The organism is Rhodoplanes roseus, assembly GCF_003258865.1.
Taxonomy (GTDB): Bacteria; Pseudomonadota; Alphaproteobacteria; order Rhizobiales; family Xanthobacteraceae; genus Rhodoplanes; species Rhodoplanes roseus.
The window spans coordinates 1-1,257 of the sequence record NZ_NPEX01000576.1 but is presented as its reverse complement, the minus strand read 5'-3'; the positions used below and the strand labels follow the sequence as shown (position 1 = coordinate 1,257).

The window sequence follows — 1,257 nt, the reverse complement described above, 5'->3', positions numbered from 1 at the left end:
ATGCGTCTGACGACGCATTGCGACCTCCCCCCTCCAGGGGGAGGTGAAGAGAACCGACCTCTCCGGATGCGCGGAGAGGTGTAAACAGTCGTTTCGTTCAGTCCTTTTCTGCGTGTCAGTGCCTATATGTCACGTGGCCCGTGCGGTTCGTGAGGTGAGCGATGAGTGACGTCGGTTCCGGTGGTGCGTTCGGCGATCTCGGCACCATCGCGGTTCCGCCCTTCGCCGTGGCGCCCGACCCCGAGGCGCTGTTCCTGCGCCGCAGCGACCGGTTTCGCGCGCTGGCCGAGGGGCATCCCCTGAAACCCTATCTGATCTTCCTGGCCGATCTGGCCAGCGCCCAGCACTGGATCCAGCAGGATCTCCCCGCCGTGACGCCGCCCGCCGCCGAGGCGGTGGCGCGCGCCCGCGCCCATGCCATGCCGCCGCTCGACCGCCAGGGCTTCGTCCCGGACGCCGCCTGCACGGCGACGCTCGATCGCCTGCTCACCGTCTTCGCCGACTGCGAGATGCCGGACCAGGCCCGCGCCGCGCTGCGCCGGGTCGCCGACGCCGATGCGGACGCCCGCATCGTGATGATGCGGGCCGTGCTGGCCGACGCGATCCCGGTCGAGGCGATCGCCGAGCACGTGCTGGTCGCCGCCGCCCTGCAGGTCCATTTCGCCCGCCTCGCCGCGCAGCTCGATCCGGGCGCGCTGGTCGCGGTCGGCGACGCGGTCTGCCCGGCCTGCGGCGGCCGGCCGGTCGTCTCGGTGATCGACGAGCTGCGCGGCGCCAATCCGGCGCGCTACTGCGTCTGCGCCCAGTGCAGCACGCGGTGGAACTACGTCCGCATCCGATGCACGGCCTGCGGCTCCACCAAGGGCATCACCTATCAGGAGGTGGACGGCGGCGACGGCACCGTGAAGGCGGAGACCTGCTCGGCCTGCGGCCGCTACGCCAAGGTCCTGTACCGCGACCGCGCGCCCTGGCTCGACCCGGTCGCCGACGACGTCGCGACGCTCGGGCTCGACCTCCTGGTGCGCGAGACCGGGCTGACGCGGGCGAGCGTCGACCCGTTCATGCTGAGCTTCTGAGGCCCGCCATGACGGCCCGAGCGACGGCCCTTCCGGCGACGATGCGCCGCCTTCCCTCGGTCGACGCGGTGCTGCGCACCGACGGCGCCGCCGTCGCGGTCGCGCAGTTCGGCCGGCCCGCCACGGTGGCGGCGGTGCGGACGGCGCTCGACGAGACACGCGCCGCTCTCGCGGGCGGCGC

At 72.8% G+C, this 1,257-nt stretch carries 1 protein-coding gene and 1 pseudogene; both read left to right on the top strand.

Annotation, left to right across the window (positions count from 1 at the left end):
• Window positions 1-161 precede the first annotated feature (161 nt).
• The gene (gene fdhE, locus CH341_RS31355) at window positions 162-1,076 is read left to right on the top strand and encodes a formate dehydrogenase accessory protein FdhE (RefSeq protein ID WP_111423611.1); all 915 of its coding nucleotides are present in this window, start codon (window positions 162-164) and stop codon (window positions 1,074-1,076) included.
• Window positions 1,077-1,084: 8 nt separating this feature from the next.
• Window positions 1,085-1,257, top strand: a pseudogene (locus CH341_RS36265) (hypothetical protein); the annotation flags it as partial.

What these genes read in the sequence shown, in the direction of transcription:
- fdhE (WP_111423611.1), top strand. Translation starts at nt 162, where the DNA reads ATGAGTGACGTCGGTTCCGGTGGTGCGTTCGGCGATCTCGGCACCATC.